Raw genomic sequence first — 25,244 nt, 5'->3', positions numbered from 1 at the left:
GATACCCACCGGTGTTTGCGTGCGATTGGTCCGGTGGCGGCCTAACGTCGTAGGGAACACATCCCACGATTGCGGCTGGCGCGCCCGTCAGGAGGGTGTTGATAGTGTCTGCGGTTGATTGAGAGGACCAGCGATGAGCGACGCGCCAGGCTCGCGGGTGGGGTCGACGTTCGGCCCTTACCGCCTCAAGCGGCTGCTGGGCCGCGGCGGGATGGGCGAGGTCTACGAGGCCGAGCACACGGTCAAGGAGTGGACGGTCGCGGTCAAGGTGATGACCGCCGAGTTCAGCAAGGACCCGGTGTTTCGCGAGCGGATGAAACGCGAGGCCCGCATCGCCGGGCGTTTGCAGGAACCCCACGTGGTGCCCATCCACGACTACGGCGAAATCGACGGCCAGATGTTTCTGGAGATGCGCCTGGTCGAGGGAACCGACCTGGACAGCCTGCTCAAGCGCTTCGGCCCGCTGACCCCGCCGCGCGCGGTGGCCATCATCACCCAGATCGCCTCGGCCCTAGACGCCGCCCACGCCGCCGGGGTCATGCACCGCGACGTCAAACCGCAAAACATCCTGGTCACCCGCGACGACTTTGCCTACCTGGTCGATTTCGGGATCGCCAGCGCCGCCACCGACGAGAAGCTGACCCAGTTGGGCACCGCGGTGGGCACCTGGAAATACATGGCCCCCGAGCGGTTCTCCAACGACGAGGTGACCTACCGCGCCGACATCTACGCGCTGGCCTGCGTGCTGCACGAGTGCCTGACCGGGGCCCCACCCTACCGGGCCGACAGCGCCGGCACACTGGTGACCGCGCACCTGATGGACCCGATCCCGCGGCCCAGTGTCGCGCGCGCGGGCATCCCCAAGGCCTTTGACGCGGTGATCGCGCGCGGCATGGCCAAGAAGGCCGAGGACCGCTACGCCAGCGCCGGCGATCTGGCCCTGGCCGCCCACGAGGCGCTGAGCACCCCCGATCGGGACCACGCCGCCGACATCCTGCGCCGCAGCCAGGAAGCCACCCTGCCCGCGCCCCCGACGGCCGTCCCGTCACCAACCATGCCGGCTACCGCCATGGCTGCGCCACCGCGGCCCGTGTCCCCCGTCACCCCGCCACCGGCCGCACGCATCCAGCAAACGCCGCCGCGCTACCCCCCCGCGTCCGGCTCGGGGCCGTCCAGACCGTCGGCACCGGCGGGCCCGTGGGCCCCCGCGAGCGGCCCCATCCCCGCGGCGAGCCCCGGCCCCCGGTACTACCAGGGTGGCGGCGGCTGGGGCGGCGCGCCGCCGGCCACCACCCCACCGCAGCGCCCCGCCAGCGCAACACCTTGGGGCCAGGGCACTCCGCCCGCACGTGACCGCAACCCCTGGCCCTTCGTGGCCGCCGTCGCGATCGTGCTCGTCGTCGTCGTCGCCGGGGTGGGCATCTGGGTAGTGACCCGGCCCAAGCCAAAGCCGCCGCCGAAACCGATCTCGGAGGACCGGCTGAGTTCCCTGCTGCTGAGCCCGTCAGAAATTAACGCCGTGATGGGCTCGTCAAGCATGCAACCCGGCAAACCCATCACGTCGATGGACAGCTCATCGCTGACGCTGTCCCTGCCGGAGTGCCAGGGAGCGCTGTATACCAGCCAAGATCCGGTGTATGCCGGCACCGGCTACACGGGCATCAGCGGCTTGGTGTCCTCCGAGCCGGGCGACAACTATGACCACTGGGTCAACCAAGCCGTGGTGACCTTCCCGTCGACCGACAAGGCCCGCGCGTTCGTGCAGACGTCGGCGAACACATGGAAGAACTGCCAAGGCAAGACGGTCACCGTCACCAACAAGTCCAAGACGTATCGGTGGACGTTCGGGGAAGTCAACGGCGGCCCACCGCGGATCACCCTGGTGGACACCCAAGAAGGCGCGGACGGTTGGGAGTGCCAACGCGCGATGAGTGTGGCCAACAACGTGGTCGTTGACATCAACGCCTGCGGCTACCGGATCACCGATCAGGGCGGCCAGATCGCCGACAAGATCGTCGCCAAGATCAACAAGGAAACGACGGGCTAGGCTCGGGCCTACTCCAGACCAAATCCCCGCCTAGTCCGTCGCCTGGCCCGGAAGATCCGGCCCCTGCGCGCGCAGGTCGTCGACCGCCGACATGGCGGCACGCAATTTGGCCAGCCACTCCTCGGTGTGCTCACCGACCAGCTTGACCGCCCATGCGAGCGCGTCGGCGCGGGACCGCGCGACACCGGCATCGACCAGCGTGTCGAGCACTTGGCGTTCCGGCTGCTTCAAGCGTGTCATCACCGGTACCGCGAGGTGAGTGAACAGAATTCGCTCGGTGCCGGCATCGGAGTCCACCTCGACGCCCCAGGAAACCTTGCGGCCGTAGCGACGCTGTGCCTCATCGGCGATGTTCATCCGCTCCGACCGAGTCTCTTCGCGGAAGCGCGAGGCCCGGCCTTCCGAGCGCGCCCCGCTGTGTTCCTTGCCGGAACTCTCGGATCTCAACGTGCCGATGACCGTGATCTCTTCGCGGTCGACGATCACCGTGGGATCACCGTCGAACCAGTCCTCGGGAAGGCGTCCGGCGAACCACTCGGCCGCGTCGCTGGCGTCGGGTTGCCCCGCTTGTTGCCAGCCCCCGGGCCGCCCGTACCGGCGGCCATGCGTGTGGTGACAAGTCATGATTACATCATTACACCATTACACTCCGCTGCCCAGACCTGTTCACCGGCAGCGAACGGCGAGACCCGGTCGACCACCGGCCCCACCCGCTGGCTGCCGGCCGGAAAACCCATTGCTATCAGCCATTCTGCGCTGTAGTTTGGGTAGCGAAGCAGGTCCGGAAGCGACCGAACCAAAGTGCCGGAAGATGGGGTGGTAGCCGGCCGCGTCGACCCGCGTAGGGCGGAGTCAGACGCCCCCCGTCGAGTCCTTCCGGGCCTGCCCATGTGCGCTAGCCCGACGAGCCGAGCGAATCAGCGTTGCCCAACGCATCGGCGCCGGCCGCGTCCCGTCGGACGCGAAACAGCTTCGTTTCGCCCTTCATACCCTTGAGGCGACGGCCGCCGGCGAACGACCAGTGGAACCCGGCGCCGTCCCCGACGGCCTCCCACACCGAATCGGTGACCAACACGGTGCCCGGCCGCGCCACTCCGGTGACCCGGCTGGCCGAGTTTACCGGGCTGCCGAACCAGTCGCCGGCCCGGCTTACCGCCATCCCGGCGGCCACCCCGGCTCTCAGCCGGGGATAGGCGTCGTCGGTGTCGACGGTCTCGACCAGCTTGAGCACGGTGTCCAGCAATGGCTCCGGCTCGGGACAGACCAACATCACCGCGTCGCCGATCGTCTTGATGAATCGCACCGGGGGCGCGGTCAGGTCACGAGCCAGGTCTGCCAGCCGGTTGGCCAGCTGCCCCAGCGCCTCGGCCGACACCACTTCACCCAGTCGGGTGAACCCGACAAGGTCGGCGAAGGCGACGGTGACCTGCCGAGCGCCCGGCAGTGGCTTGCCGGCGGCTCGCTCACCGGCGTTGACCGCTTCGGTCTCCATCATGTGCCGCAACTGCATGAACAACATGTCCTGGATCATCGGGCCCAGCAACGGCACCATCCGAGTGAGCAGCGCCTGCGAGGCCTGGGCGATCTGCAGCTCGGTGGCTCCCGGACGCATGATCGCGGCCAGTGCGGCGTGGCGCATTGCCTCCGCAGCGTGTGACAGGCCCTCCGCGAGCACCCGCACGACCAGGACCAGTTGATCGGGATCCAGGCCCAACTCGGCAAACCGTTGCGCGTGGGCGGCGGCTTCGCCGTCGGCGCGCATGTGCACCACCGCATCGGGGTCGTCCACCCTGACCAGCCCGATGGCACGCTGCACCCGCTGCAGCAACTCCAGGTCGACGCCGTAGCGCTGGCTGATCTGGCGGGTCGACACGTACGTGCCGTCGTCGCCGATGAGGCGGCGGGAGGCGAGCAGCAGCGGCGGGTTAGTCGCCCGGATCTCATCGGCGCTGATGCCCTGCTGCAGCAGCCACGCCACCAGCTCGGCGCGCTCCGCGCGGGCGGGGCCCTCCAGCCCGTCGAGGAGGTCTTCCTCCAAGGGTTGCTCCACGCAGTCAACGTACCGGCACGCCGGCATCCGAGGCGATGGCCACCCGCCCGGGTCTCATGACACCGGCGGTCGCCAATGGGCCCACGGTCTGGCGGCCTCGATCTGAGCGGCCAGCGACAGCAGCGTCGCCTCGTCATACGGCCGCCCGACGAGCTGCACCGACATCGGCAGGCCGTCGTCGTCGAAGTCCCACGGCACCACCGCGGCCGGCTGACCGGTCAGGTTCCAGATCTGCTGGTAGGGCACCCTGGCCGCGACCAACAGCAGCGTCGACACCCCGCCGCGACGCTGGTAGGCGCCGATGCGTGACGGACCCCGCGCGGTGCCCGGTGTGACGACGACGTCGACGTCGTGGAAAATCGACTGGATCCGGTTGCTGAGCCGGGTCTCGGCGACGCGCAGGCCGGCCATCGTGCGGTCGGAAAAAAACGAGCCCAGGCGCGCGATCGCGCGGGTGCGCGCTTCCAGACGCTCGGGGTGAGCCTGCGCGTCCGCGTCGTCGCTGATGCCGCGCAGAAAACGGGGCAGGTAGTTCGCGTAGATCGCCGACGGCGGATACTCCGGGTCGCGCTCGACGACCTCATGGCCCAGATCGCGGAGCAGGGCACCCGCCTGGTCGAGCGCACCCAGCTGCGCCGTGCCGCACCCGACCGGCAGCGGGGTCGGAACCTTGGCGCTCAGGGCAATTCGCAACCGGCCGGGTTCGCGCGCGGCCGCGTCGGCGAACTCGCCCTCGGGACCGGGCAGCGTGGACGTCGCGTCCAGCAGCAACGCCGCGTCCCTCACCGACCGCGCGATCGGGCCGTTGACGCTCAGTCCCTGCCACGCCCCGTCGTGCGGCTCCAAGGAGATTCGGTCGCGCTGCGGTTTCAGCCCGAACACACCACACCAGGTGGACGGGATCCGAATCGAGCCGCCGCCATCGGATCCCAGCGCGACCGCGGCCAGCCCGGCCGCGACCGCGGCGGCGCTGCCGCCGCTGCTGCCGCCGGGCGTGCGGGTGGGATTCCACGGGTTGCGGGTTGCCCCGAACGTCACCGACTCGGTGAAGGGCATGATCATCAGCTCGGGCACCGCGGTCTTGCCGACGATGACCGCACCCGCCGCCCGCAGCCGGCGAACCACCTCCGCGTCGGCGGTCGCGGCCGGGCCGTGCGCGCCGCTGCCGTAGGTGGTCACCTCGCCGGCGATGTCCACATCGTCTTTGATCGCGACCGGCACCCCCAGCAGCGGCAGCCGCTCACCGGCGTCCAGGCGCCGCTGGGCCTCCGCGGCCTCGGCACGCGCCTTGTCGACCAGCACCACGCGGTAGGCGCGCAGCTCGCTGTCGAGCCGCTCGATCCGCTCCAGGTAGACCTCGAGGAGCAGCGGGGCGGTGAGTTCACCAGCGGCCAGCATGCGCGCCTGTTCGGCCGCGCCGGCAAACGCGAGATCGGTAGGGTCCACCGCCGCAGCGTATCCCGATCCGCACGGCGGTCCCAGGCCGGTCCAGTACCGTGGCGACATGTCTTGCGTGTTCTGCGCGATCGCTGCCGGAGAAGCTCCGGCCATCCGGATCTACGAAGACGACGGCTATCTGGCCATCCTCGACATCCGCCCGTTCACCCGCGGCCACACCCTGGTGCTGCCCAAGCGACACACCGTCGATCTCACCGACACCCCGGCGGAGACGTTGGCCGACATGGTCGCCATCGGCCAGCGGATCGCGCGGGCGGCCCGGGCGACCGAGCTGGCCGACGCGACGCACATCGCCATCAACGACGGCCGCGCCGCCTTCCAGACGGTGTTCCATGTGCACCTGCACGTGCTGCCGCGGCGCGATGGCGACACGCTCTCGGTCGCTAGGGGGGTCGTGCTGCGCCGGGATCCGGACCGGGAAGCCACCGGATCGCTGTTGCGGGCGGCGCTGGCCCGGATCGACGCCGGTCAATGAGGGCCCCGGCCCACCGGCATGCCGGCGGCCGGGCCGCGGGCGGGTCAGCTCCGCTCGTAATCCTCGAGCGTGATCGAGTGCACCACCCGGTCGAACTCCTCCTGGGGTATCGGTTCACCGCCGGGAATGTTGTCGCTGACCAGCCATTGGTTGCGCTCGACGTAGCCGGCGAATTCGGCGTGGTAGTTGGCAAACCCGCGCTGGTAATCCGTGCCCGCCGCGGCCAGCTCGCCGGCCAGGATGTAGGCGCCCAGCAGGGCCACGCTGGTCCCTTGGCCCGACAACGGCGAGCAGCAGTAGGCGGCGTCGCCGACCAGCGCCACCCTGCCCTTGGACCAGCGATCCATCACGATCTGCGACATCTCGTCGAAGTAGAAATCCGGCGCGGACTTCATGTAGTGCAGCAGTTGCGCGCGCACCCAGCCGTCCTCGATCATGCGCCGTTCCAGCTCGGCGAACTGCGCCTGGGTGTCGCGGTAGTCGAGGTGCAGCTCGGGGTCCATGAACGCCAACGCCGCCCGCGCCTCGGTGTTGCCGCGGGCGCTGTACACCCCGGCCATCGTCGAGTCCCCGTAGTGCCAGATCTGCCAGTAGTCCAGCTCCAAGAAGTTGGGCACGGTGAAGATCGCCGCGTGCGTGCCCAGCCGCTTGATGAACCGCTCCTCCGGGCCGAAAACCAGCCTGCGGACGTTGGAATGCAAGCCGTCGGCGCCGATGACGAAGTCGAAGCCGCGGGCGTCGGCGCGCTCGAAGGTGACACCCACCGAAGTGCCGTCGTCATCGAGCGCGCTGATGCTGTCGTCGAACAGCAACTCGGTCGTCGCTGTGGTTGCCCCGTAGAGCAATTCGACGAGGTCGTCACGCAGCAGCTCGATATCGGGGTTGTCGATGGGGCCGCCGGTCGGCGTCGATTCGGTGTCCCGGGACAGCTCGTTGCCGTCGCGATCGACGATGGAAGCACCCCGAATGCCGGTCTTGCGCTCCTCGGCGGCGGCCAGCAACCCCATGCGGTCCAGCACCGTCAGCGCCGGGCCGCGGACGTCGATCGCCTGGCCACCCGGGCGCAGCCCCGGGTGGCGCTCCACCACGGTGACCGAATAACCATGCCGCCCAAGCCAATACGCCGCCGTCAGACCGGCGACGCTAGCGCCGGAAACCAGAACTGTTCGCACGTCACCCAATTCCTGCCCAATTCCTACCCAATTCCCGCGAGCACTTTGGCGTCGTGGAAGACGTCGTCGAGCATCCCCGGAGTCAACCTACCGGTGAACATGTTCTGCTGGCTCGGGTGGTAGCAGCCAAGCAGGCGCACCCCCGAAGCCAGCCGCGCCACCGCGCCGTGGCCGAACCGTGGCTTGCCGCTCGCGGATGCGCCGGGCAACCGCAGCGCGACCTGCCAGGCGAACCCACCCAGGGCGACAACAACACGGACATCGTCGCCAACCAGGCGCCATTCGGCCTGCAGCCAGGGCGCGCACGTCAGGCGTTCGGCCGGTGTCGGGGCGTTGGCCGGGGGCGCGCATCGCACCGGCGCGACGATCCGAATCTGGTTGGCCCGCAAGCCGTCCGCGGCATCCACGCTGGTCGGCTGGTTCACCAGCCCGGCCCGGTGCAGCGCCGCATACAGCTGATCCCCCGACCGGTCGCCGGTGAACATGCGCCCGGTCCGGTTGGCCCCGTGCGCGGCGGGAGCCAGCCCGACGATCAGCAGCCGCGGCCGGTCAGCTCCCCAGCCCGGCACCGGGCGTCCCCAATACGGCTGGTCGGCAAAGGCCCGGCGTTTGGTGACGGCCACCTCCTCACGCCAGGCGACCAGTCGCGGGCAGGCCCGGCACACGCTGATCGCGGCGTCGAGTTCCGCGACCGAGCCGGCCGACGTCGCCAGCAGCTCGACCCGCGCGGCGTCGGCGGCCACCGGAGTCTGCGGTGTCGCCGGATCACCCGGCCAGCCGGTGCCGGGATCGACCGGGGAGCCGAACGGCTGGCCGGTCCTGGGATGCTTGAGCACACAAACATCCTGCATTCAGGCGCCGGACGCGGTTGCGAAGGCCCCGAGGGGGCGAGGAAATTCGGTGGCCCCAATTGCGCTGTGCCGCTAGATTCGGCCGCGATCTCCATGAGAAACACCAACCGCGGCCCGGCATTTCTGATCCTGTTCGCCACGTTGATGGCGTGCGCGGGTACCGGCATCTCGATCGTGGCCTTCCCGTGGCTGGTGTTGCAGCGCGAAGGCAGCGCGGGGCAGGCGTCGATCGTGGCCGGCGCGACCACGCTGCCGCTGCTGTTCTCCACGCTGGTCGCCGGCACCGCGGTCGATTATTTCGGGCGTCGCCCGGTGTCCATGGTTTCCGACGCGCTGTCGGGGGCCGCGGTGGCCGCCGTCCCGGTGGTGGCCTGGGCGTTCGGCGCGGGGGCAGTCAACGTCGCGGTGCTGGCGGTGCTGGGCGCCTGCTCGGCCACCTTCGACCCGGCCGGGATTACCGCCCGCCAGTCGATGCTGCCCGAGGCCGCAGCCCGGGCGAGCTGGTCGCTGGACCGGGTCAACGGCAGCTACCAGGCGATCCTCAACCTGGCTCTGGTCGTCGGCCCGGGCCTGGGCGGCCTGATGATCGCGACGGTCGGCGGCATTACGACGATGTGGATCACCGCCGCGGCGTTCGGGTTATCCATCCTGGCGATCGCCGCCTTGCGGCTCGACGGAGCCGACAAACCGCAGCACCCGTCCCGTCCCGAGGGGCTGGTGTCCGGGGTCGCCCAGGGGGTGCGCTTCGTGTGGGGCTTGCGGGTGCTGCGCACGCTGGCGCTGATCGACCTGACCGTGACCGCGCTGTATCTGCCGATGGAAAGCGTGCTGTTCCCGAAGTACTTCAGCGACCGGCAGCAGCCCGCGCAGCTGGGCTCGGTGTTGGTGGCCCTGTCCACCGGCAGCCTGGTCGGCGCGCTCGGCTATGCGATGCTCGCGAAATACCTGTCGCGGCGCACGATCATGCTGACCGCGGTGCTCACGCTGGGGGCGGCGACGGCCGTGATCGCCCTCCTGCCGCCGTTGCCGGTCATCCTGGCGTTGTGTGCGCTGGTCGGCGTGGTCTACGGCCCCATCCAGCCGATCTACAACTACGTGATGCAAACCCGGGCGCCGCAGCAACTGCGGGGCCGAGTCGTCGGGGTGATGACGTCGCTGGCCTACGCCGCCGGCCCGTTGGGCTTGCTGCTGGCCGGTCCGCTGACCGACGTGGCCGGGCTGAAGGCGACGTTTTCGGCGTTGGCGCTGCCGATCGTGTTGGTCGGGATGACCTGTATCCGGTTGCCAGCACTGCACGAACTCGACCGCGCGCCCGAGGTCTGCGCCTTCCCGGCGACGTAGGATCGGCCCAGTGAACGCCGATCTGCTGGCCGGCCTGATCGCCGACCTGCCCGACGGGATGGTGGTCACCGACCCCGCGATCACCGGCGGCTATCGGCAGGACCGCGCGTTCGACCCGTCGGCGGGCACGCCACTGGCCGTGGTCCGGCCGCGGCGCACCGAAGAGGTGCAGACCGTGCTGCGCTGGGCCGCCGCCCACCGGGTGCCGGTGGTCACCCGGGGCGCCGGCAGCGGCCTGTCGGGCGGGGCGACCGCGCTGGATAACGGGATCGTACTGTCCACCGAGAAGATGCGCGACATCACCGTCGACCCGGTCACCCGCACCGCGGTGTGTCAGCCCGGCCTGTTCAACGCCGAGGTGAAGATGGCCGCGGCCGAACACGGGCTGTGGTATCCACCCGACCCGTCGTCGTTCGAGATCTGCAGCATCGGCGGCAACGTCGCCACCAACGCCGGCGGGTTGTGCTGCGTGAAATACGGGGTCACCACCGACTACGTGCTGGGCATGCAGGTGGTGTTGGCCGACGGCACCGCGGTCCGGTTGGGCGGGCCGCGCCTGAAGGACGTCGCCGGGTTGAGCCTGACCAAACTGTTCGTCGGCAGTGAAGGCACGTTGGGCGTCATCACCGAGGTGACGTTGCGACTGCTGCCGGCGCAGCACGCGTCCAGCGTCGTGGTGGCCAGCTTCGCCTCGGTGCGGGCGGCAATGGATGCGGTGCTCGGGGTGACCGCGCGGCTGCGCCCGGCGATGCTGGAATTCATGGATTCGGTGGCCATCAACGCGGTCGAGGACACGGTGCGCATGGACCTGGACCGCGCGGCGGCGGCCATGCTGGTGGCCGGCTCCGACGAGCGCGGGCGCGCCGGCGCCGAGGACGCCGAGCTGATGGCCGCCGTGTTCGCGGAAAACGGTGCGACGGAGGTGTTTTCCACCGACGATCCCGACGAGGGCGAGGCGTTTGTCGCGGCCCGCCGATTGTGCATTCCGGCCGTCGAAAGCAAGGGGTCGCTGTTGCTCGAAGACGTCGGGGTGCCGCTGCCGGCGCTGGGGGATTTGGTCACCGGCATCGCGAGCATCGCCGCCCAGCGGGATCTGATGATCTCGGTGATCGCCCACGCCGGCGACGGCAACACCCACCCGTTGCTGGTGTTCGACCCTGCCGATGCCGCGATGGTCGAACGGGCCCATGTCGCATACGGCGAGATCATGGATCTGGCCATCAGCCTGGGCGGCACGATCACCGGCGAGCACGGCGTCGGCCGGTTGAAGCGGCCGTGGCTGGCCGGCTATCTGGGGCCCGACGTCATGGACCTCAACCGACGCATCAAGCGGGCGTTGGACCCGCTGGGCATCCTCAATCCCGGCAGCGGGATCTAGTCGGTCGCGGCGTTCGGCCGAGTGTGAACCGTACGACGCGTCATCGGCGTGTCGCGTCGCCAGGTTCACAATCGACGATTGACATTATGTCTCGCGGCTTTCGGCTCGCCACCGCGGAGAGCTGGCCGAATCCCTGGCCGATGAATCGGGCGCTGCGGGACCACGACCCGGTGCACCACGTCGTCCCGCCGGAGCGTCCCGACCACGACTACTACGTGCTGTCGCGGCACGCCGATGTCTGGTCGGCCGCCCGCGACCACCAGACCTTCTCGTCGGCGCAGGCCTGACCGTTACCTACGGCGAGCTGGAAATGATTGGGCTGCGAGATAACCCGCCGATGGTGATGCAGGATCCGCCGGTGCACACCGAGTTTCGCGAGCTGGTGTCGCGCGGCTTCACCCCGCGACAGGTGGCGGCCGTCGAGCCCACGGTGTGTCAGTTCGTCATCGACCGAATCGAAAAGCTCCGCGCCGACGGTGGCGGTGACATCGTCACCGAACTGTTCAAACCACTTCCCTCGATGGTGGTTGCGCACTATCTCGGTGTGCCCGAACAGGATTGGGCCCAATTTGACGGCTGGACCCAGGCCATCGTGGCGGCCAACACCGCCGGCGGGACCATCACCGGCGCGGTGGACACGGTCGGCGACGCGGTCGGCTCGATGATGGCCTGCTTCACCGGGCTGATCGAGCGGCGCCGCACCGAGCCCGCCGACGACACCATTTTCCACCTGGTGGCCGCCGACCGGATACTCGAGGCCGCGGAGCGGCTGTACACCCAACGCGACCCGGCGTCGGTCGGCATGAATGAGATCGCCAGGGCCGCCGGCTGTTCCCGCGCGACCCTGTACCGCTGCTTCCACAGCCGTGAGGCGCTGCGAACCGCTTACGTGCACCGCGAGACGTACCGGCTCAGCGCGGCGATCGCGCAGCAGATCGCCGGCATCGAGGATCCGCGTGAACGGCTGGGCGCCGGCATCACCGCCGCACTCCGGATGGTCCGCGACAGCCCGCCGTTGGCGTCCTGGTTTGCCGCCACCCATCTGCCCCTGGGCGCCGAGGTGGCCGGACGGTCCGAGGTGATCGCGGCCCTGGCCACCGCGTTCCGGCACTCACTGGATGCCGCCGACCACGACACCGTCGCACGCCGCGGCCGCTGGGTGGTGCGGGTGATCGCATCGCTGCTGATGTTCGCCGGCCGCGACGATGCCGACGAGCGGGCGACGATCGAGGAATTCGTCGTCCCGGTGGTGGCGCCGGCTGCTGTGCGGCGGTAGCCGGCCGGGCCGCTCATGCCATCCAATAGGCTTGCGCCTTAATGGATTTCCGCGGAATGCCGAAGTCGTCGCGCAGCACCTTGACCACTGATCGGGTGGTGCGATTGTCGCAGGCCACCCAGCCGAAGTGATCACCGGCGTCGAACGCCGCCGACCGCACCGTCTCGAGCAGCTCGCGACCGTCGTTGATGCGGTCCACCCAGCTGACGCCGACACTGCGGACCACCGGCAGGTTCTTGTCGTCGCCGCAGTAGGCCTCGAGGAACACCCTGGCCGGGACGTCGCCGATCGACGCCAGCAAGGAGTTGATCGCCGGCAGCGACGCGGTGTCGCCGACGATGACGTACCCGCAGGGGGCCGGCTCAGGGAGTGCGAACTTGCTGCCCAGCACCGTGGCTTCGATCGTGTCGCCCGGTCGCGCGGCCCGCGCCCAGTCCGACGCGATGCCGTCGTGCAGCGCGAACTCGATGTCGAACGTGCCGGCCGCAGGGTCGGGATCGACCAGCGTGTAGCCGCGTTGGTGCGACTTGTCGCCGTTGGCAAACCACATCCGGATCCACATCGTCGGATGCACCCGGTGGTCGTCGAGCAGCCCGCCGGCCTCGAAGCTCAACCGCAGGTAGCGCGGGCTGATCTCACGCCGACCGGTCACCGTGAGCAGGTAATCGCCGGCCCGCATGAGCTTCAGCACCGTGCCCTGCCAACCTCGCGACGGTTTCACTGCGGTCATGTTCCCCGGTATCCTTCACAGCTCGAAGCGCAACTTAGGGCAGGATAACCTATGTCCTGGGCGCGCTGGCGGCCTAGCGCGCCCCTTGACGCGCGGCGACGGCGGAAACGATGTCGTGTGCGCGTACCGCCACGTTCGACAGCAACGAGGACGCCAGGCCGTGCGTGTGCTCGACCGAACCGTTGAGGTAGACATCTCCCGGGGCTCCCGGTTTGGGGACCAACCGGTAGTCGCGCGAGACGACCGGTCTCTGGTCACGGTCGAATTCGTACCGGTTGGCCACCTCTCCCAGAAACCGGCGGACGTCCGTTGGCGCGTAACCCGTGGCGTACACCACCGCGGCGCAATCCAGGGTTTCGGTTGAGTGATTGGCCAGGTTGGCGATCGTCAACCGCACCCTGTCCGGATATTCCTGCGTGCCAGCGACTTCGGAAGCGTTGTGCATGAACAGCCGCCGCCTACCCGCCACCCGCTCGGCATACTCGCGCGAATAGAGGTCGTCGATCAGTTCCGGATCGACCGCCGAGTAGTTAGCTGACCGATGGTAGTCCAGCAGTCGTTGACGCGCCGATTGGTTGGCACCATAGAAGTCGTCGACGGCCGAAGGGGCGAAAATCCGGTTCACATAAGGACTGTCGTCGACGACACTGTAGCCGTATCGCGCGAAGACGCCATGGACCTGGGCCTGCGGGTAGGTCTCATGCAGATAGCCGACCACCTCCGCGGCGCTCTGACCCGCGCCGACTACCGCAAACCGCTGCGGGGAAGCGCAATTCAGCGCCGCCAGACCATTCAGCAGACTGTGGCTGTGCCACTGCCGGGCACTTTCGGCGACGCCCCCGGGCAACACGGGGCGCAGCCCGGTGCCCAACACCAATGTGTGTGCCTCGACCACCCATTCGGGATCGGCCCGCACCACGAATCCCGGCTCACCACAGCTCACCTCGACGACACGATGTCCGTAGCGGACGTCGGCGGCGACCCGGTCTGCCGCCCATTCGAGGTAGTCATGGAACTCCACCCGGCTGGGAAACAACGTGTGCCGGTCGATGAACTCCACCAGCCGGCCACGCTCGCTCAGATAGTTGATGAACGTGTAGTCACTCGTGGCATTTCGCAATGTCACCAGGTCTTTGAGGAACGGGATCTGCATGCGCGCGCCCGGCAGCAACATCCCCCGGTGCCAACCGAACGTGGGTTGCGCCTCCACGAACACGGCGCGCATGCCGCGCTCGGCCGCCGCGATCGCCAACGCGAGGTTAGACGGCCCAAAGCCGATGCCGAGCAGCTCCGTTCGTTCACGAGTGGACATCAGCACGCGCCAACCGTTTCAGATAGCGATCACGCACCATCGTCCGATTGATCAAGACGACGAAGTCGGCCATGTCGAAATCGGCATCGTAGGAGGGTTCCCCGCAGATCAGCCCGCCGATTCGCAGCGCACCCGCCACCATGGGCGGAATCCGCACCCGACCGGGGTCAGGTAGCTCGGCGAGGCTCAAACCGTTGACCCGAACCGGGTTTCGCGGCGTTACCCGAAACTCCGGTGGCGCGGGGTGGGCGCCGAAAGCCGCGTCGCGCACGCCTCGCACCAAAGCGCCGCGCGGTAGGCCGCCTTCCATCCGGACCGACAGGCATCCGATCCCCCATTCATAGCCGGTGATTTCCTGATAGCGCAGGATGCCGGCCCACAGCAGGCCCATCACCGCGCCGGTGCGGTGTTCGGCCGCGACACTGGCCCGGCCGAGTTCGACGAGTCTGGGGCGCAATCGATTCAGGCCACCGATGTCGAAGATGGTGTCGGCGAACAGCCCACCGGCGGCTTGGGCCCCGTCCGGTGGCAGCAGCCGGTAGCAGCCGACGACGTGCCCGGTCGCCTCGTCCCTGGCCAGCAGATGATCGCTGTGCGGATCGAACTGATCGACGTCGATCATCTCCCCGGTCAGCGGCCCACGGATGGCGTGCGGCAGCGCCGCCCCCAGTTCTTCGGCAAATGTCTGATAGCGCAACCGCTGAGCGGCTTCGATGGCGGCGGGGTCGGTGGAGACCACGATGCTGTAGCGACCGGTATCGGTCGCCGGGATCAGGATCGCCTCACCCATCATGGTATTCGCCAAGGTTATTCCCACCGGTCCGACGGAACCAGACCCGACCGGTGCTATCGCGAGGACCGGCGCGTCCCGACCGCGATCAGTATCGCCGCGACCGCGGAGGCGACCGTCGCACCGACGGCGGCGGCAACCAGTGCCGCTTGCATTCCCTCGGCGCTCGCCCGCCGGGCCACCCGCGCAATCGCCGGGAGCGCCGGCCGCACCTCGTTCGGCAGGAAATCCAGCACCCGCAGACCGGCCCCGGCGGACAACCCGTCGATGAGTTCCCGCATCGGGCCGACACCGCGGAGTTTGGCCAGCCCGTCGGCGGCCCCGCCGGCCGCGTGGCGGCTGAACAACGCACCCAGGCCGGCGACCCCGGCCAGGATCCCGACCTGACGAACCGTGCTGAGCGCACCGGTCGCCATTCCGGCGTCGGCGACCGGCACGAATTGCAATGCGATGTCCGACGTCAACGCGAATAGCCCACCCAGACCCAGTCCGGCCACGATCGAGCCACCGATGAAATGCGTCCATTGGGTGTTCTCGGTTACCCCGGTCATCAGCCAAAGGCCCACCGCGATCAGCCCAACGCCACCCGGTATCGAGGTCCAGGCCGGACAGCGGCGCGCGGCGGCCATCGCCAGCGGGGCCCCCAGCACGCATGCCCCGGTGAGTGGGAGGGCTCGCAGGCCGGCCTGAAATGGGCTGTATCCCAAGGTGTTCATGAAATACAAGGCCAGATAGTTGGTCGCGGCGATCAGGGTCCCGGCCGCGGCGAACGCCGCGAGTGCCACCCCAGCGAACCCCGGTCGACGCATCACCCGCAGGTCGAGCATCGGCGCCATCACCCGCGATTCCCACCAGCCGAACAGTGCCAGGCCCACCACGCAGAACGCGCCGAGCGCCACGATCGCGGTGCTGGTCCAGCCGAGGCGATTGCCTTCGATCAACACGTACACACCCGCGAACAGCGTGGCCGACAACACCGCCGTGCCGAGCAGGTCGAGTGGGCGGTCTTGCGGGACACGGGTTTCCGGGGCGAACCACACGGCGATGGCCAAAGCCACCGACCCGATCGGCAGGTTGATCAGGAAGATCGATTCCCAGCCGAAGGCCCCCACCAGCGCCCCGCCCAGCAGCGGCCCGACGGCGGCGCCGGCACCCATCACGGCGCCGTAGACCGCGATCGCCATGCCCCTGCCTCGCTGTTCGGGGTAGACCGCCGCCACCATCGGCAAGGACACGCCCAGCAACACCGCCCCGCCCGCGCCCTGAAGCGCCCGGCACAGGTTCAGCATCTCGATGCTGCCGGACACCGCGCAGCCGGCCGAAGCGAGGGTGAACACCGTGATACCGACCAGATACAGGCGTCGCCGCCCCAGGCGGTCCCCCAGGGTCGCCGCCGTGAGCAACAGCCCGGCCATCGGCAGCGCGTACGCGTCGACCACCCATTGCAGCCCACTGAGCCGGGCGTCCAGGGACGACTGAATGCTGGCAAGAGCGGCCGACACGATGGTCATGTCGAGCAGCAACATGAAAACCGCGAGGCAGATCGCGGTCAGCGTGAGGCGTGCATGCAGCGAGGTGGTGCGCGCCCCGGCGGAACCCACCTAATCGGCCTTGACTCGGGTGAACCGGTGCAGCAACCAGGCCAACGGGAGGGTCAGCGCCAGCGTCGCCACGTACAGGTTCAACATCGAGCCGGTGTAGACGTGGTACCGCACCACATAGACCATCGCGAACTCCATGGTCACCAGGTGGATCAGAAAGATCTCGTAGGAGATCTCGCCCAGCCACACCATCGGCCGGCTGGCCAGCAGCCGGGAATACCAGCCCCGATCACCCAGCGCCAGCGGCGCCACCGCCAGCACGGCAATCACCGCGTAAAAGGCCGTCTTGACCAGTGCCTCCCACAACGACGCCGGCGACGTCGTGGGCGCACCCCCAATGGGGGTGGCGACGATGAAGTAGCAGATGACCGCCAGCGGTATGGCCGCGAACGCGTAGCAGCGCACCCCCATCGCCTGCAGCACGGTCAGCATCATGCCGCCGAGGAACCACGCCAGATACGTCGGCAGCCACAGCCGAGCGCCGTCGGGAAACCAGTGGTCGGCATGCACGACGAGCAGCCATGCCGGGCTGATCAGCATCAGCCCCACGAGTGCGGCCAGCGCCAGCTTGGGCCGCCATCGCCGCCGACAGATCAACACCAGCAACAGAACCGCCAACGGTGGCAACGACACGTAGAAGGCCGCCTCCACCGCCAGGCTCCACATCTGGGTGAGCCCCTGATGCAGAAACGAACCCAGGTAGCCGTCGGTGTAGATCTGCGTCAACGTGAGGTTGCGAACCAGTCCCACCCAGCTGTGCCCGGGGTTGGGTCCCGCGGTGCGAAAGTGGTACAGCGCGTAGGCGAACAGCACGGTGATGACGTAGGCCGGCATGATGCGCCGAACCCGGTGCCACGCATAGCGGCTCAGCGACGGTGGCGGGCCGCCGACGGCGGCCGATTTCACCCACGGGCGAAACAGCAAGAAGCCGGACAGCACAAAAAAGATCGGGACGCCGATCTCCATCCGGGCACCGACCAGCCCCCAATAGCCGTGGGTGTACTTGCCGGTGGTGTAAGCCGCGTGGGTGCCGACGACCAAAAGGGCGGCGACCGCTCGGATTCCGGTCAGCGAAGCGACCCGATCCACTCGGGAGATCTGCTCGAGTCCGCCCAGGGCGTTCTCGGCTTTGGACAGCGTCATCCCACGCGCTTCGGGCGTGGTAGCTCGATCTGCGCACCCGACATCCGCCTGCGCTCGGGTTTCGGGTGTGCGTCAGAACACCCGATCAGCGCCGGGACCATCGCGGCCTTGACGGCAATCATCGCTCGGGACGCCACAGGAGAGTTGTTCAGGAGGACCATCTGACACGGAGCTTAATAGTGATCGCCAGCCTGGGGGCGCGGGCATAGCGGGCATAGCGGGTCACCGCGCGGCCAATTGTCCACGACGCGGCCACGCCTGCCACACCCGCAGGCCCGACGGCGGTACGGTGCGCGGTGTGTGGTCGCTACCCTGTCGTGCCACCTCACCGATGCGGGTGGCCGCCGTCTTGTTCATGGCCGCGACGTTGACCGGCTGCGGTTCGGGGGACTCGACGGTCGCAAAGACGCCACATGCGACACCACACGCCTCGACCACCACATCCAGCGCCCCGGATGGCAGCCCGGCCCCGCCGTCGGCAACGGCGGCCCCGCCCGGTGGTAGCGCCCCGCCACCACCCGACCCCTGCGCGGTCAATCTCGCCTCCCCCACCATCGCAAGGGTCGTCTCCGAGCTGCCCCGCGACCCACGCAGCCAACAGCCGTGGAACCCGGAACCGTTGGCCGGCAACTACAACGAGTGTGCTCAATTGTCGGCGGTGATCATCAGGGCCAACACCAATGCCGGCAATCCGACCACCCGCGCGGTCATGTTCCACCTGGGCAAGTACATCCCGCAGGGGGTCCCCGACACCTATGGGTTCAACGGCATCGACGCGTCCCAGTGCACGGGTGACACGGTGGCGTTGACGTACTCGAATGGTCTCGGGCTGAACAGTGCGGTGAAATTCCGCTGGAACGGCAGCGGTGTCGAGCTGATCAGCAACACCACCGGCGGATAGGGCCAACCGGCCGCACCGTCGCGGGCCCGCCGGCCCGGTGGGCCTTGAGCGCTTTGCTTTCGCTGACGTGGTCTGGTCGCTATGGGCCGAACGGGTGCCGACCGTACCAGCCGCCGGGATTCCCCGGATCCGACCGGCCGGAAAGTTCACCGATCGGGCGGAATCGCCGGTTGTCGTCGACGTGAGAGCCGTTGTGGGCGAAGCCAATCGGTTCGGATCGCAGCGCGACGTCGGCGGGCCGCCACAAGTCGACCGATGCCGGTTGGCGGACTCCGGTCGGCAACGGTTGCGTGTCGACCTCCTCCCGGTAGGCCGGCCCGGTGTCGGCGACCAGCCGGGGCTCCCCGTTCGGTTCGCGAACGACCAGGTATTCGACGTAATCGTCATCGTCATCATGGGGCTGGCGCTGGTCCCCGGATCCGGGCTGGCGGGAATCGGCCGAGCCGGCGATGCCGACCAGGAACAGCGCGGCGACGATCCCGAACAGCGTGATGAACGCGGGCAGCAGCACCGACTGTGACATCGCGGCCGCGAACGGCTCGCGCAGCAACTCGGGCAGTTGCAGCGTGCTGCCGCCCCGCCCGGCCGGTGATCCCGCGGCGTCGGGCATCTCGGCGCTGATCCGCGACGTCATGAAGGCGGCCAGGCCCGAGCTCCCGAGCACGGCCCCCAGCTGCCGGGTGGCGTGGTAAACGCCCGAACCCGCGCCGGCCAGCTCCGGCGGCAGGTTGCGGGTCGCGGTGGCGGCCAGCGGTGACCAGACGAACGCCATCCCGACACCCGCCGCGCCCAACGGCAACACCAGCCGCCAGATCGGTGTGCCCGGGGCCATCTCGATGGACAGCCACGTCAACGAGATCGCCAGCACCGAAAAACCGAACCCGAGCACCGGCAGCGGATGGGACCGGTCAACGATCATGCCGACGAACGGGGCGAGCACGCCGCTGGTGATCGCCAGCGGCGCGATCAGCAGTGCCGATCGGGTCGGCGACAGCCCGCACACCGCCTGCGCGTAGAACATCAGCGGCAGCATCATCGCCGTGGTCGCGAAGGCGGTAATGCCCACGCCGACGTTGCACAGGCTGAAGTCCCGGTCGCTGAAGATGCTCAGCGGGATCAACGGCGCACGGTCGCTGATCGACTGCCAGTAGACAAACGCCCACAACAACCCGACGCCGGCGACGAGCACCGCCCAAATCCACGGCGCCCAACGGCGGACTGACCTTCCTGCAGCCCGAAGACCAGCAGGAACATGCCCACCGCGGACAATCCGACGCCGATCGGGTCGAAACGCTGCGCGGCGACGGGCAAGCCCGGGATCAACCAGACCGCCAAGGCCAGCGCGACGATGCCGACCGGGACGTTGACCAAAAAGATCCACCGCCAGCCCCAGTTGTCGATCAGCGCGCCGCCGGCCAACGGACCGAGAAGGCTGGCGACCCCGGCGGTGGCACCCCACGCGCTCATCGCGGCACCGCGGCGACGCGCGGGAAAGAGTCGGGTGATCGTCGACAAGGTCTGCGGGGTCAGCACCCCGGCGCCGACCCCTTGCACGGCCCGGGCGACGATCAGCGTGGCGGCGCTGCCCGCCAGGCCACACCACACCGAAGCGCCGGTGAACACCACCAGGCCGATCAGGTACAGGATCTTCGGGCCGAACCGGTCGCCGAGCCGACCGGCCAGCAGCAACACCACCGCGTACCCCAGCAGGTAGGCGCTGGTCACCCAGACCACCGGGCCGTAGCCGATACGCAGCTCGCCCATGATCGTCGGGTTGGCGACGGCGACGACGGTCGAGTCGAGCATGATCATGAAGAAGCCGACCATCATCGCCCACAGCGCGGTCCACGGGTTCCCGGAGTAGCTTGCCCCGGCCGCCCGGCTCGTCGCCGTGATCATCTCCACACCTCGTTTCCCCCCGGCGGTGGTGGCGGGTCGCGCACCGATCCAGCCTGCATTATTGCGGGTGCGCCGGTTGGCCGCGACGCAACCACTCGGCCTGCCCGGCGCCCACCACACGCTCTAGCCTGAAGGGACGCCGTACTGCAGAGAGGCACCATGATCGCTCGACGAACCCCGAGGTCGGAACCGGATGGGCCGCCGGCTGGCCGGCCCAGGGCCTCTGCCCGGGCGTTGGCGCAGATCATCGAACGCAGTTCACACGTCCAGGCCCCGGCGGCCGAGGCCTACCTCGCCCGGCTGCGTCGTGTCCACCCGGGCGCCAGCCCGGCCGAGATCGTCGCCAAACTCGAGAAGCGCTTCCTGTCCGTCGTGACGGCCAGTGGAGCGGCGGTGGGCGCGGCCGCGACCCTCCCCGGCATCGGCACCTTGGCCGCATGGTCGGCGGCCGCCGCAGAAACCGTGGTGTTCCTTGAGGCCACCGCGCTGCTGGTGCTGGCGCTGGCCTCGGTGTACGGCATTCCGCTCGATCACCGCGAACGCCGGCGCGCCCTGGTCCTCGCGGTGCTGGTCGGCGACAACGGCAAGAATGCGGTGGCCGACGTGATCGGCTATGGCCGCACCCGAGGCGCCTGGGTGTCGGAAAGCATGGCCTCGCTGCCGTTGCCGACGATTTCGCAGCTGAACTCGCGGATGTTGAAATACTTCGTCAAGCGGTTCGCGCTGCGGCGCGGGGCGCTCATGTTGGGCAAGCTGCTGCCGATGGGTCTCGGCGCGATCATCGGCGCCATCGGCAACCGGCTGGTCGGCAAGAAGCTGGTGCGCAACGCGCGATCGGCGTTCGGCGCCCCGCCGGCCCGCTGGCCGGTCACCCTGCACCTGTTGCCGACCGTTCGGGACGCCAGCTAGGCCCGATGGCCCGACTCCTCACTCGCGCCGATAGCGGCGGCTCGCCGTCGCCCGGCTGGGGCCCATGGCCCGACTCGCTGGCGAATTGCCTGCGAAGCGTTAGCCTTTATGGGTCAGGAAAGATCGGCGAATCGATAGAACCGCCGAGGGCGTGAGGTGCTCCGCTAACAAGAGAATCGAGGCGAACAGCGGCCGTGGCCAACATAAGTTCACCATTCGGGCAAAACGAATGGCTGGTCGAGGAGATGTACCGCAAGTTCCGCGACGACCCCTCGTCGGTCGATCCCAGCTGGCACGAGTTCTTGGTCGACTACAACCCCGAGCCGTCCGTCGAGGCGGCCCCGGCCATCACAGCCCCGTCCGACGGGCAGGCCGCCGCGCCAGCTCCCCCGACCACGCCGGCGGCGCCGCCCGTGCCCTCGGCGCCACCCGCCAGGCCCGAGGCGGGCAACGGCGTGACCGCGGCGGCACCCAGCGTGACGACCAGACCCGCCGCTCCCCCGCCGGCCGAGGGCGACCAGGTGCAGGTGCTGCGCGGCGCGGCCGCGGCGGTCGTCAAGAACATGTCCGCGTCGCTGGACGTGCCGACCGCAACCAGCGTCCGGGCCATTCCGGCCAAGCTGCTGATCGACAACCGGATCGTCATCAACAACCAGCTCAAGCGCACCCGCGGCGGCAAGATCTCGTTCACCCACCTGCTGGGCTACGCGCTGGTGCAGGCGGTCAAGGCGTTCCCGAACATGAACCGGCACTACGCCGAGGTCGACGGCAAGCCCACCGCGATCACCCCGGCGCACACCAATCTCGGCCTGGCCATCGACCTGCAGGGCAAGGACGGCAAACGTTCGCTGGTGGTGGCCAGCATCAAGGCCTGCGAAACCATGCGCTTCGCGCAATTCGTCACCGCCTACGAAGACATCGTGCGCCGGGCCCGCGACGGCAAGCTGACGGCCGAAGACTTTGCCGGCGTGACGATTTCGTTGACCAACCCGGGCACCATCGGCACCGTGCACTCGGTGCCGCGGCTGATGGCCGGACAGGGCGCGATCATCGGCGTGGGCGCCATGGAATACCCCGCCGAGTTCCAGGGCGCCAGCGAAGAACGCATCGCCGAACTGGGCATCGGCAAGCTGATCACGCTGACCTCGACGTATGACCACCGCATCATCCAAGGTGCCGAGTCCGGTGACTTCCTGCGCACCATCCACGAAATGCTGCTCTCGGACGAATTCTGGGACGAGATCTTCCGCGAGCTCAGCATTCCGTACCTGCCGGTGCGCTGGAGCGCCGACAATCCGGACTCGATCGTCGACAAGAACGCCCGCGTCATGAAGTTGATCGAGGCGTACCGTAACCGCGGCCATCTGATGGCCGACACCGATCCGCTGCGGTTGGACAAGACCCGATTCCGCAGCCACCCCGACCTCGAGGTGCTGACCCACGGCCTGACGCTGTGGGATCTGGATCGGGTGTTCAAGGTCAACGGGTTCGCCGGCGCGGAATACAAGAAGCTGCGCGACGTGCTGGGCCTGCTGCGCGACGCCTACTGCCGCCACATCGGCGTGGAGTACACCCACATCCTCGACCCCGAGCAGCAGGAGTGGCTGGAGCAGCGGGTGGAGACCAAGCACGTCAAACCGACTGTGGCCCAACAGAAGTACATTCTGAGCAGGCTCAACGCCGCGGAGGCCTTCGAGACGTTCCTGCAGACCAAATACGTCGGGCAGAAGCGGTTCTCGCTGGAGGGCGCCGAAAGCGTGATCCCGATGATGGACGCGGCGATCGACCAGTGCGCCGAGCATGGCCTCGACGAGGTGGTCATTGGGATGCCGCACCGCGGCCGGCTCAACGTGCTGGCCAACATCGTAGGCAAGCCGTACTCGCAGATCTTCAGCGAGTTCGAGGGCAACCTGAACCCGTCGCAGGCGCACGGCTCCGGCGACGTCAAGTACCACCTCGGCGCTACCGGGGTGTACCTGCAGATGTTCGGCGACAACGAGATTCGGGTGTCGCTGACCGCCAACCCATCGCACCTGGAGGCCGTGGACCCGGTGCTGGAGGGTCTGGTACGGGCCAAGCAGGACCTGCTGGACACCGACGGCCAGCAGCGCTTCTCGGTGGTGCCGCTGATGCTGCACGGCGACGCCGCGTTCGCCGGTCAGGGTGTGGTCGCCGAGACGCTGAACCTGACGAATCTGCCCGGCTACCGGGTCGGCGGCACCATCCACATCATCGTCAACAACCAGATCGGGTTCACCACCGCGCCCGAGTATTCCCGGTCCAGCGAGTACTGCACCGACGTCGCCAAGATGATCGGGGCGCCGATCTTCCACGTCAACGGCGACGACCCGGAGGCATGTGTCTGGGTGGCGCGGCTGGCCGTGGACTTTCGGCAGCGGTTCAAGAAGGACGTCGTCATCGACATGCTGTGCTACCGCCGCCGCGGGCACAACGAGGGTGATGACCCGTCGATGACCAACCCCTACATGTACGACGTGGTCGACACCAAGCGCGGCGCCCGCAAGAGCTACACCGAAGCCCTGATCGGCCGCGGCGACATCTCGATCAAGGAAGCCGAGGATGCGCTGCGCGACTACCAGGGCCAGCTGGAGCGGGTGTTCAACGAGGTCCGCGAGTTGGAGAAACACGGCGTGCAGCCCAGCGAGTCGGTGGAGTCCGACCAGATGATCCCCGCCGGGCTGGCCACCGCGGTGGACAAATCGTTGCTGGCCCGCATCGGCGACGCCTTCCTTGCGCTGCCGGACGGGTTCACCGTGCACCCGCGGGTGCTGCCGGTGCTGGAAAAGCGCCGGGAGATGGCCTACGAAGGCAAGATCGACTGGGCGTTCGCCGAGCTGCTGGCCCTGGGTTCGCTGGTGGCCGAGGGCAAGCTGGTGCGGCTGTCGGGGCAAGACTCCCGCCGCGGCACCTTCTCGCAGCGGCACTCGGTGCTCATCGACCGCCACACCGGCGCCGAGTTCACCCCGCTGCAACTGCTGGCAACCAACCCCAACGGCAACCCCACCGGCGGCAAGTTCCTGGTCTACGACTCACCACTGTCGGAGTACGCCGCCGTCGGTTTCGAGTACGGCTACACCGTGGGCAACCCGGACGCCGTGGTGTTGTGGGAGGCGCAGTTCGGCGACTTCGTCAACGGCGCGCAGTCGATCATCGACGAATTCATCAGCTCCGGTGAGGCCAAGTGGGGACAGCTGTCCACGGTGGTGCTGCTGCTGCCGCACGGACACGAGGGGCAGGGTCCCGACCACACCTCGGCACGCATCGAGCGGTTCCTGCAACTGTGGGCCGAAGGTTCGATGACGATCGCGATGCCGTCGACTCCGGCGAACTACTTCCACCTGTTGCGCCGGCACGCTCTCGACGGGATCATGCGCCCGTTGATCGTGTTCACGCCCAAGTCGATGTTGCGTCACAAGGCCGCGGTCAGCGAAATCAAGGACTTCACCGAGCTCAAATTCCGTTCGGTGCTGGAGGAACCCACCTACGCGGACGGCATCGGTGACCGCGGCAAGGTCAGCCGGGTCTTGCTGACCAGCGGCAAGCTTTACTACGAGCTGGCCGCCCGCAAAGCCAGGGACCACCGCGACGACGTCGCGATCGTGCGGCTGGAACAGCTTGCCCCGTTGCCCAGGCGCCGCCTCGGCGAAACACTGGACCGCTACGAGAACGTCAAGGAGTTCTTCTGGGTGCAAGAAGAGCCGGCCAACCAGGGCGCGTGGCCGCGGTTCGGCCTGGAGCTGCCCGAGGTGGTGCCCCGACTGGCCGGGATCAAGCGCGTTTCGCGCCGGGCCATGTCGGCCCCGTCGTCGGGCTCGTCGAAGGTGCACGCCGTCGAGCAGCAAGAGATTCTGGACGCCGCGTTCGGCTAGCCCGGCGACGGCGAGCGCCGC

At 68.6% G+C, this 25,244-nt stretch carries 17 protein-coding genes and 3 pseudogenes; 9 read left to right on the top strand and 11 right to left on the bottom strand.

Translation table 11 applies throughout. From position 1 onward, the window contains the following. The first annotated feature begins 133 nt into the window (after positions 1 to 133). The gene (locus tag G6N20_RS02310) at positions 134 to 2,047 is read left to right on the top strand and encodes a serine/threonine-protein kinase PknH/PknJ (protein WP_163662768.1); all 1,914 of its coding nucleotides are present in this window, start codon (positions 134 to 136) and stop codon (positions 2,045 to 2,047) included. A gap of 30 nt (positions 2,048 to 2,077) precedes the next feature. Here G6N20_RS02310 and G6N20_RS02305 read toward each other — a convergent pair whose 3' ends face one another. The 3 genes from G6N20_RS02305 to G6N20_RS02295 form a co-directional block, all read right to left on the bottom strand. Beyond that, positions 2,078 to 2,671 (bottom strand): hypothetical protein, encoded by a 594-nt coding sequence (locus G6N20_RS02305; protein WP_083047609.1) that lies wholly within the window; start codon positions 2,669 to 2,671, stop codon positions 2,078 to 2,080. A gap of 271 nt (positions 2,672 to 2,942) precedes the next feature. After that, entirely contained in the window at positions 2,943 to 4,097 is a 1,155-nt protein-coding gene (locus tag G6N20_RS02300; protein ID WP_232065414.1) for an adenylate/guanylate cyclase domain-containing protein, read from the bottom strand. A gap of 54 nt (positions 4,098 to 4,151) precedes the next feature. Continuing rightward, on the bottom strand, positions 4,152 to 5,543 hold the full coding sequence (locus G6N20_RS02295) for an amidase (protein ID WP_142271986.1): 1,392 nt from the start codon (positions 5,541 to 5,543) through the stop codon (positions 4,152 to 4,154). A gap of 58 nt (positions 5,544 to 5,601) precedes the next feature. Here G6N20_RS02295 and G6N20_RS02290 point away from each other — a divergent pair, with 58 nt between their 5' ends. Then, positions 5,602 to 6,030, top strand: coding sequence for an HIT family protein (locus G6N20_RS02290; protein ID WP_083047615.1), 429 nt, complete (start codon positions 5,602 to 5,604; stop codon positions 6,028 to 6,030). Positions 6,031 to 6,074: 44 nt separating this feature from the next. Here the strand turns inward: G6N20_RS02290 and G6N20_RS02285 are convergent, their stop codons facing one another. Beyond that, positions 6,075 to 7,202 (bottom strand): FAD-binding protein, encoded by a 1,128-nt coding sequence (locus G6N20_RS02285; protein WP_083047617.1) that lies wholly within the window; start codon positions 7,200 to 7,202, stop codon positions 6,075 to 6,077. 23 nt (positions 7,203 to 7,225) lie between these two features. After that, positions 7,226 to 8,053 carry a uracil-DNA glycosylase gene (locus G6N20_RS02280; protein WP_083047619.1) on the bottom strand — a complete coding sequence of 276 codons (828 nt, stop codon included), beginning with the start codon at positions 8,051 to 8,053 and terminating at the stop codon, positions 7,226 to 7,228. Between the two features lie 93 nt (positions 8,054 to 8,146). Between G6N20_RS02280 and G6N20_RS02275 the strand changes: the two are divergent. From G6N20_RS02275 to G6N20_RS02260, 4 genes and pseudogenes are all read left to right on the top strand, one after another. Further along, positions 8,147 to 9,408, top strand: a pseudogene (locus G6N20_RS02275) (MFS transporter). Then, on the top strand, positions 9,405 to 10,772 hold the full coding sequence (locus tag G6N20_RS02270) for an FAD-binding oxidoreductase (protein ID WP_083047621.1): 1,368 nt from the start codon (positions 9,405 to 9,407) through the stop codon (positions 10,770 to 10,772). The pseudogene G6N20_RS02275 and the gene G6N20_RS02270 overlap by 4 nt, the downstream one beginning before the upstream one ends. Before the next feature lie 86 nt (positions 10,773 to 10,858). Then, positions 10,859 to 11,514: pseudogene (locus G6N20_RS20950) on the top strand (cytochrome P450); the annotation flags it as partial. Continuing rightward, entirely contained in the window at positions 11,506 to 12,048 is a 543-nt protein-coding gene (locus G6N20_RS02260; RefSeq protein ID WP_372516390.1) for a TetR/AcrR family transcriptional regulator, read from the top strand. The pseudogene G6N20_RS20950 and the gene G6N20_RS02260, both read left to right, overlap by 9 nt. 13 nt (positions 12,049 to 12,061) lie before the next feature. Here the strand turns inward: G6N20_RS02260 and G6N20_RS02255 are convergent, their stop codons facing one another. The 5 genes from G6N20_RS02255 to G6N20_RS02235 all read right to left on the bottom strand — a co-directional run bounded on the left by G6N20_RS02255 (position 12,062) and on the right by G6N20_RS02235 (position 17,624). Continuing rightward, positions 12,062 to 12,778 carry a siderophore-interacting protein gene (locus G6N20_RS02255; RefSeq protein WP_083047623.1) on the bottom strand — a complete coding sequence of 239 codons (717 nt, stop codon included), beginning with the start codon at positions 12,776 to 12,778 and terminating at the stop codon, positions 12,062 to 12,064. Between the two features lie 73 nt (positions 12,779 to 12,851). Continuing rightward, positions 12,852 to 14,090 (bottom strand): lysine N(6)-hydroxylase/L-ornithine N(5)-oxygenase family protein, encoded by a 1,239-nt coding sequence (locus tag G6N20_RS02250; RefSeq protein WP_142271987.1) that lies wholly within the window; start codon positions 14,088 to 14,090, stop codon positions 12,852 to 12,854. Beyond that, on the bottom strand, positions 14,077 to 14,883 hold the full coding sequence (locus G6N20_RS02245; RefSeq protein WP_083047625.1) for a GNAT family N-acetyltransferase: 807 nt from the start codon (positions 14,881 to 14,883) through the stop codon (positions 14,077 to 14,079). Before G6N20_RS02245 ends, G6N20_RS02250 begins: the two co-directional genes overlap by 14 nt. Positions 14,884 to 14,936: 53 nt before the next feature. After that, a complete protein-coding gene (locus tag G6N20_RS02240; protein WP_083047709.1) occupies positions 14,937 to 16,406 on the bottom strand; it encodes an MFS transporter in 1,470 nt (489 codons plus the stop codon). Between the two features lie 75 nt (positions 16,407 to 16,481). Next, positions 16,482 to 17,624: an acyltransferase family protein gene (locus G6N20_RS02235; protein ID WP_083047626.1), complete on the bottom strand. Its 1,143-nt coding sequence runs from the start codon at positions 17,622 to 17,624 to the stop codon at positions 16,482 to 16,484. A gap of 289 nt (positions 17,625 to 17,913) precedes the next feature. Between G6N20_RS02235 and G6N20_RS02230 the strand changes: the two genes are divergently transcribed. Next, the gene (locus G6N20_RS02230; protein WP_083047628.1) at positions 17,914 to 18,525 is read left to right on the top strand and encodes an LppP/LprE family lipoprotein; all 612 of its coding nucleotides are present in this window, start codon (positions 17,914 to 17,916) and stop codon (positions 18,523 to 18,525) included. Positions 18,526 to 18,604: 79 nt separating this feature from the next. Here G6N20_RS02230 and G6N20_RS02225 read toward each other — a convergent pair. After that, positions 18,605 to 20,424, bottom strand: a pseudogene (locus G6N20_RS02225) (DHA2 family efflux MFS transporter permease subunit). A 159-nt stretch (positions 20,425 to 20,583) separates the two neighbouring features. Here G6N20_RS02225 and G6N20_RS02220 point away from each other — a divergent pair. Further along, complete coding sequence (locus tag G6N20_RS02220; RefSeq protein WP_083047630.1) at positions 20,584 to 21,333, top strand: hypothetical protein; 750 nt, start codon at positions 20,584 to 20,586, stop codon at positions 21,331 to 21,333. Positions 21,334 to 21,527: 194 nt separating this feature from the next. Then, complete coding sequence (locus G6N20_RS02215; RefSeq protein ID WP_083047632.1) at positions 21,528 to 25,223, top strand: multifunctional oxoglutarate decarboxylase/oxoglutarate dehydrogenase thiamine pyrophosphate-binding subunit/dihydrolipoyllysine-residue succinyltransferase subunit; 3,696 nt, start codon at positions 21,528 to 21,530, stop codon at positions 25,221 to 25,223. Positions 25,224 to 25,244 lie beyond the last annotated feature (21 nt).

It is taken from the genome of Mycobacterium shinjukuense, assembly GCF_010730055.1.
Taxonomy (GTDB): domain Bacteria; phylum Actinomycetota; class Actinomycetes; order Mycobacteriales; family Mycobacteriaceae; genus Mycobacterium; species Mycobacterium shinjukuense.
The sequence above is the reverse complement of the archived record's forward strand: the minus strand, read 5'-3'. Positions and strand labels throughout refer to the sequence as shown.

What these genes read in the sequence shown, in the direction of transcription:
- G6N20_RS02305 (WP_083047609.1), bottom strand. Translation starts at nt 2,671, where the DNA reads ATGACTTGTCACCACACGCATGGCCGCCGGTACGGGCGGCCCGGGGGC.
- G6N20_RS02245 (WP_083047625.1), bottom strand. Translation starts at nt 14,883, where the DNA reads ATGATGGGTGAGGCGATCCTGATCCCGGCGACCGATACCGGTCGCTAC.
- G6N20_RS02255 (WP_083047623.1), bottom strand. Translation starts at nt 12,778, where the DNA reads ATGACCGCAGTGAAACCGTCGCGAGGTTGGCAGGGCACGGTGCTGAAG.
- G6N20_RS02310 (WP_163662768.1), top strand. Translation starts at nt 134, where the DNA reads ATGAGCGACGCGCCAGGCTCGCGGGTGGGGTCGACGTTCGGCCCTTAC.
- G6N20_RS02220 (WP_083047630.1), top strand. Translation starts at nt 20,584, where the DNA reads ATGATCGCTCGACGAACCCCGAGGTCGGAACCGGATGGGCCGCCGGCT.
- G6N20_RS02235 (WP_083047626.1), bottom strand. Translation starts at nt 17,624, where the DNA reads ATGACGCTGTCCAAAGCCGAGAACGCCCTGGGCGGACTCGAGCAGATC.
- G6N20_RS02240 (WP_083047709.1), bottom strand. Translation starts at nt 16,406, where the DNA reads ATGTTGCTGCTCGACATGACCATCGTGTCGGCCGCTCTTGCCAGCATT.
- G6N20_RS02250 (WP_142271987.1), bottom strand. Translation starts at nt 14,090, where the DNA reads ATGTCCACTCGTGAACGAACGGAGCTGCTCGGCATCGGCTTTGGGCCG.
- G6N20_RS02280 (WP_083047619.1), bottom strand. Translation starts at nt 8,053, where the DNA reads ATGCAGGATGTTTGTGTGCTCAAGCATCCCAGGACCGGCCAGCCGTTC.
- G6N20_RS02290 (WP_083047615.1), top strand. Translation starts at nt 5,602, where the DNA reads ATGTCTTGCGTGTTCTGCGCGATCGCTGCCGGAGAAGCTCCGGCCATC.